Source organism: Acinetobacter bouvetii (assembly GCF_902753875.1).
Taxonomy (GTDB): domain Bacteria; phylum Pseudomonadota; class Gammaproteobacteria; order Pseudomonadales; family Moraxellaceae; genus Acinetobacter; species Acinetobacter bouvetii_A.
In genome coordinates this window covers 23174-29597 of record NZ_CADDTS010000041.1, presented here as the reverse complement: position 1 = coordinate 29597, position 6424 = coordinate 23174, and the positions used below count along the sequence as shown (strand labels likewise).

5 protein-coding genes and 1 rRNA gene are annotated in these 6424 nt (G+C 39.6%); all 6 read left to right on the top strand.

Features of this window, described 5'->3' with window-relative positions; all coding sequences use genetic code 11:
• Positions 1–98: ribosomal RNA gene (rrf, locus tag FB6_RS12490) — 5S ribosomal RNA — on the top strand; the annotation flags it as partial.
• 339 nt (positions 99–437) lie between these two features.
• Positions 438–1799, top strand: a complete 1362-nt coding sequence (locus FB6_RS12485) for an aromatic acid/H+ symport family MFS transporter (RefSeq protein WP_174560308.1) — start codon at positions 438–440, stop codon at positions 1797–1799.
• A 339-nt stretch (positions 1800–2138) separates the two neighbouring features.
• Entirely contained in the window at positions 2139–3488 is a 1350-nt protein-coding gene (locus FB6_RS12480) for an aromatic acid/H+ symport family MFS transporter (protein ID WP_174560307.1), read from the top strand.
• A 96-nt stretch (positions 3489–3584) separates the two neighbouring features.
• Positions 3585–4409 carry a hypothetical protein gene (locus FB6_RS12475; RefSeq protein ID WP_174560306.1) on the top strand — a complete coding sequence of 275 codons (825 nt, stop codon included), beginning with the start codon at positions 3585–3587 and terminating at the stop codon, positions 4407–4409.
• Between the two features lie 51 nt (positions 4410–4460).
• The gene (locus FB6_RS12470) at positions 4461–4784 is read left to right on the top strand and encodes an ankyrin repeat domain-containing protein (RefSeq protein WP_174560305.1); all 324 of its coding nucleotides are present in this window, start codon (positions 4461–4463) and stop codon (positions 4782–4784) included.
• 316 nt (positions 4785–5100) lie between these two features.
• Positions 5101–6306, top strand: coding sequence for an MFS transporter (locus tag FB6_RS12465; protein ID WP_174560304.1), 1206 nt, complete (start codon positions 5101–5103; stop codon positions 6304–6306).
• The last annotated feature ends 118 nt before the right edge of the window (positions 6307–6424 follow it).

The window sequence follows — 6424 nt, the reverse complement described above, 5'->3', positions numbered from 1 at the left end:
GAGTGAACCACCTGATCCCTTCCCGAACTCAGAAGTGAAACCTCTTAGCGCTGATGGTAGTGTGGGATTACCCATGTGAGAGTAAGTCATCGCCAGCTCATTATTCGAAATCCCCCTCCGCTTATGCTGAGGGGGATTTTTTTTCTTTGCAAGGGGATGGGTTTAGTAAAAAATAAAAAAATGCTATAGCTACAAGTTATCATTATTTTCACTGATCCAAATTCTACCTTGTCAATTTAAAAATGGTTAAAAACTAAACCCAAGGGTCTAGAATTCTGGTCATTTTTAATACTTTTGTAGAGTATTTACTCAAAAATGGCTGTGTTCAACTGAGCTAGTTACGAAAACATGGTTTTATGAATCATCAAAATAAAAAAAGATTCATGTCATGTGTGTCGTAGTGATCGCAAAGAACTGAAACTCACAGGAGGTGAGATGTGACAATGAATACAGTCAATGTGAATGACGTTATTGATAAAGCTCAATTTAAGACCTTTCATTTTAAGGTCGTGTTTTGGTGTTTAGTGATTATTCTGTTTGATGGCTATGACCTTGCGATCAATGGAGTCGCTTTGCCTTTACTCATGCAGGAATGGTCATTAAGTGCGGTTCAAGCGGGAATGCTGGCCAGTACTGCGCTTGCTGGCATGATGTTTGGTGCCATGTTATTCGGGACTTTGGCGGATAAAATTGGCCGTAAAAAAGTAATTTTGATCTGTGTAGTTCTATTTAGTGGATTTACCTTTGCGGGTGGATTTGCTTCAAATCCTACCGAGTTTGGTCTGTTACGTTTTCTTGCAGGGCTGGGTATTGGTGGTGTATTGCCAAACCTTGTTGCATTAACTTCAGAATATGCTCCGCAGCGTTTACGGGCAACACTGGTCACTACGATGTTTAGTGGCTATGCCGTAGGAGGTGTAATGGCAGCGCTATTTGGTGCATGGTTTACTCCAAATTTTGGCTGGCAAATCATGTTCTTTATTGCAGGCGTACCATTACTGCTTTTACCGCTAGTCTGGAAATTCCTACCTGAATCTTTAACCTTTTTAGTCAAAGCTCAAAAGGATGAACAAGCGCGAAATATCTTGCAGCATCTGAGTTCAAATTTAGTTCTGAATGCACAAACTAAATTTGAACTTAGCGAAGTTAAAGTGTCTGAACGTGCTTTTGTAAGCAGCTTATTTAAGCAGGGACGTGCGGGTAGTACGCTGTTGTTTTGGCTGGCGTTCTTTATGTGTTTGTTAACGCTATATGCATTAGGCAGCTGGTTACCAAAACTGATGATGGCAGCAGGTTACTCAATGAATAACAGCTTAATGTTCCTGCTTGCGATGAATATTGGTGCAGTGATTGGCACAGTCGGTGGCGGTATTCTTGCAGATAAATTCCATTTAAAACCTGTCATTATTACTTTATGTTTGTCGGGCGCAGTGGCTTTATCATTACTTGGATTTAAATCTCCACAACCTGTGATTTATTTACTGGTTGCAGTTGCCGGTGCATCAGCAATTGGTTCACAAATTTTGCTTTATAGTTATGTCGCGCAGTATTACCCGCTAACAGTACGTTCAACTGGTATTGGCTGGGCTTCTGCAGTGGGGCGTAGTGGTGCGATTATCGGGCCAATCTTGATTGGTATGCTGCTGGGTATGGAATTGCCACATCAGTTTAATTTTATGGCAGTTGGTTTACCGGTGATTATTGTGGCATTTGCGGTAGCATTGATTGTTCGTCATGATAAAGTGGTAGCTGCCGACCAGCTAGCGGTCAAAAAGCTGAACACTATAAAAGCCCAATGATTACATTGTGATCAAAATCTGTAAGAACCAAATATTTAAAAAATGTCAGAACCCCTTCAAATGAAGGGGTTTTTTATACTATTTCATGAAATATCAAATAAATTAAAACACAACTCTAATAAAAGGATGAAAGTTCCCGTTTAATAATAAAAATGATTATTAAATAATCTAATAATACTGTGATATATCACACAAATAAATGCCATTTCAGTGATCATAGAAGAATATCAATTAGTCTTATTGTACGTTAAATTCGGCTTGCGTATATTGCGTCAAATTTAAATATTCAGCTGAATATTTAAGGATGTTATGGACAAGTACTCATGGGAGATGAGAACGATGACAATGGAAACTGTAGATATAAATTCTGTAGTCGACAATGCGAAATTTACGCCTTTTCACTTCAATGTAGTTGCTTGGTGTTTACTGGTAATTTTATTTGATGGTTATGATTTGGCTATTAATGGTGTAACTTTACCACTATTAATGAAGGACTGGGGCCTAAGTGCCGTTCAAGCAGGAATGCTTGCCAGTACAGCTCTTGCAGGCATGATGTTTGGTGCGATGATCTTTGGTTCTTTGGCTGACAAGATTGGTCGTAAAAAAGTGATCATGATCTGTATTGTTTTATTCAGTGGTTTAACCTTTGCTGGAGGTTTTGCTTCTAACCCAACTGAATTTGGTATTTTACGCTTTCTTGCCGGCTTGGGTATTGGTGGTGTAATGCCAAATCTGGTGGCGCTGACTTCTGAATATGCGCCACAAAAAATGCGCAGTACCTTGGTGACTACCATGTTTAGCGGTTATGCCGTTGGTGGCGTGATGGCAGCTTTATTGGGATCATGGTTTACGCCTGATTTTGGTTGGCAAATCATGTTCTTTATTGCAGGTATTCCTTTATTTTTATTGCCTGTAATCTGGAAATTCTTGCCTGAATCTTTAGCGTTTATTGTCAAGCAAAACAAGCAGGCTGAAGCACGTCGTATTGTGCGTCGCTTGTCACCAAATACGAAGCTTACAGACCACACTACATTTACTTTGCCTCAGGAAAATGTACCTGAAGCGGCAAATGTAGTGAGCTTGTTCCGTCGAGGCCGTGCAACCAATACCTTATTGTTTTGGGTAGCATTCTTCACCTGCTTATTGACCATGTATGCTTTGAGCAGTTGGTTACCAAAGTTGATGATGGCTGCTGGTTACTCGATGGATAACAGCCTGATGTTTATGATGGTGATGAATGTCGGTGCGGTTGTGGGTATTGTGGGCGGTGGTATTCTTGCAGACCGTTTCCACTTGAAACCAGTATTGATGGTTTTGGGCATGCTGGGTGCGATTGTGATGAGCTTGATGGGCTTCCAGTCGAATCAATTCCTGCTTTACATTTTGGTGTTCCTGGCGGGCGCAGCATCGATTGGTTCGCAAATGTTGCTATATAGCTATGTTGCACAGTTCTACCCACTTGCAGTACGTTCGACAGGGATTGGCTGGTCGTCTGCGATTGGTCGTATGGGTGCGATTGTAGGCCCAATCTTAATTGGTGGCTTATTGGGTATGAACCTGCCAGCGCACATTAACTTTATGGCAGTCGGTTTACCGGTGTTGATTACTGCGATTGCTGTTGCGCTAATCATGCATGACGATGAGTCGGAAAAGATTGGTTCAAGTGAGCCAGCAGTTTCTAAAGCTTAAAAGTTAAGTTGAAAAGAAGCCTCCGAAAGGGGGCTTTTTTTTATTTTTTAATGGCTCTAAAATTTTTAAAAATAATTGAATAAGTTGAGTATAAAAATGATTTCTGAGGAATGGTTAAATAACTTAAACGATGAATTTATTAAACAAGGTATTCCTCATCGTGTTAGGGCTTCTGAAGCCTATAGACGTATGTGTTTAGAGATTGTTGATACAGATTTTAATTCTGTAGAGGCAAAATATGTCTTTGAATGGTTCGAGAAAGTTACAAAACCAGGAAGTCAGAATTTTATCATTAATAATAGATTTCCTTTTTATTACGATGGGGAATTTTGGTTGCTGAACATTCCTACTATAGCCGGTACTCCTCCTTTAAGAGATATAGAACAATATCTAGATATGCCCGAAGCTATAAAGGATCAACTTATTCAAGCAAAAAAATCTTATAAAGATCTTAAGGAGTATTTTTTTTCTTGCTTTGATTATGTTCTAACTTTTGATGATGTTTTGTGTTGCTTAGGTAAGGATACACGAACGAAAAAATGGCTTGGTTCAGCTAATGGTGAGTTAAGAGCAGGGATTGAAATTGTTTTAAGCGGTCATGGTATTAGTCGAGCAGCTTTAAATTTTAGAAATTCATTCGAGAATTTTTTGAAAGCTTTAATTTTTTTCAAATTAAGGCTAAATGATAAGGAAATGAGAGATAAGTTTAGTCATAAGTTAGTAAGTGCTTTTGATCAGGTCATTAGAATAACTGATTACAAAAAATTAAATGGTTTAAGAAAAGTAATAGATAAATTTCCTGAAGTTAATGATCGTTATGATGTGAAGAATTTTGATCAAATTACAATTTTAGAAATCTTATGCTGTACTCAAATTATGGCTATTAATATTATTCACTTTATAAAAACTGAATTGAAATAATGCAGCTAATAAGTTGAAATAAGTTAAACAAATATATTTAGGCTTTTATCTATGAAACTCAACTCATTCTCTCCAATCCCTGAAGATGATGACGAACTGCATCTTCCTGAACTGGTGTACTGGGCATCGTTAGGTGACATTGACCAAGTCGAGCAGGCTTTACAGGAAGGATTAGACGTCAACTCTGCCGATGATGAAGGCTATAGTGCCTTACATGCCGCTGCAGAAAATGATCATCTGGAAGTGGTGAAATTACTCATTAGCAAAGGCGCGGATGTTAATCACCGCAGTACCTATACGGCTTTGGATCTTGCGGAAATGGCCGGTAATGAAGAAGTTGTTGCTTATCTCAAAAGCTTGAAAGGCATTTCCTGATTCAAAAAAGAAGCCCCATCATCATGATAGGGCCTCTTTTGTATGGGTTGTTTAGGTATAACTCCTGTCGTACCTCACATCCTGATGCTCAAACCTATTATTATTGTTTTCTGTTTGGGAAACTTCCTTTTTCCTTATGAATCAAATATAGGGTGAATCAAAAAATCTGCCTAGCGGTAAATTTCCGCATTTTATGTACGATTTGGCTGACAAGATGACAATCCTTTTAAGTTCTCTTATTGCCTTCTACATGTTGTAAAGACCTACAACTGCTGCGGATAAATCGGGGTATACTGATCAGGCATATGGAGTCCTTATGTCTGATTTAAGTTCAGTGCCTACGCACATTGAGTATGGAACCAAGCCATTCTCAGCCATCCTTCTCTCGCTCTTCTTGGCCGGTTTCGCCTCTTTTTCATCCTTGTACTGCGTACAACCGATGATGCCGATTTTTGCAAAATTTTTTGCGGTTTCTCCCACCCATAGCAGTTTCCCTTTATCATTTTCCACCATTGCTCTGGCCATAGGATTGCTGTTTACCGGCTTTATTTCAGACCGATTTGGCCGTAAACCGATTATGGTTTGGGCATTGTTTTTAGCTGCAACTTTATTGATTCTGAGTTCTGTACTGCCGTTTTGGGAGATTTTTTTAACCACCCGGATATTTATTGGCATCGCAGTCAGTGGCGTAGCAGCAGTGGCGATGACGTATATTGGTGAGGAAATCGCTAAAAAAGATATTGGTTTTGCCATGGGCTTGTATATTTCAGGCACGGCAATTGGCGGAATGGGCGGGCGTGTCATTGCAGGCGTCCTGGTCGACTTTATTTCATGGCAAACGGCCACTTTAATCATAGGGTTGCTGAATTTATTGATCGCCACCATCTTTTTAATGGTTTTACCTGCATCCAAACATTTCAAATCCTATCCCATTCGTTTTTCCCGTTTTAAAGAATCCTTTGTTAAAAATTTGGCAGATCCCAAGCTACGTTTACTGTTTTCGGAAGGCTTTATTTTAATGGGCTGCTTTGTCACCGTGTTTAACTATATGAGTTATCACCTGCTGGAGAAACCGTTTGAGCTTTCTCAAACCTGGATTGGTTTGATTTCCATTGCCTATATTGCAGGGATTTACAGTTCACCACGTGCCGCCAGTTGGGGTAGAAAATTTGGTCGGGATAAAGTGCTGCCTGCCATGTTGATCAGCATGCTCGCTGGTTTATGGTTAATGTTGATTCCGTCCATTGCAGTGGTTTTACTGGGACTGGTGTTATTTACCTTTTCGTTTTTTGCGGCGCATTCAACTTCAAGTAGCTGGGTGTCGGTGCAATCTTTACAATATCGCGCGGTAGGTTCTTCGCTGTATCTGTTCAGTTACTATATGGGATCTAGCATTTTGGGTAGTAGCAGCGGCTTAGTTTGGGAAAATTATGGCTGGAACGGTTTAACCTTGTTGATTAGTGCAGTGTTGGGGCTCGGTTTGTTTTTTGCCTTAAAATTGAAGGCTCAGAGATCTCAATAAGCAACTGATTTACTTTCAAGCAGCCACGCGGGTGATTTTTGTTTGAGAAAAACTAAATGGCTGGTTTTGTACAAATTATAATCAAGCAAGATGAATGAAATTCATGGTAAAATGATCG

Bases quoted from the DNA above. Each gene is read 5' to 3' on its own strand.
- FB6_RS12480 (WP_174560307.1), top strand. From the start codon at position 2,139: ATGACAATGGAAACTGTAGATATAAATTCTGTAGTCGACAATGCGAAA.
- FB6_RS12465 (WP_174560304.1), top strand. From the start codon at position 5,101: ATGTCTGATTTAAGTTCAGTGCCTACGCACATTGAGTATGGAACCAAG.
- FB6_RS12470 (WP_174560305.1), top strand. From the start codon at position 4,461: ATGAAACTCAACTCATTCTCTCCAATCCCTGAAGATGATGACGAACTG.
- FB6_RS12475 (WP_174560306.1), top strand. From the start codon at position 3,585: ATGATTTCTGAGGAATGGTTAAATAACTTAAACGATGAATTTATTAAA.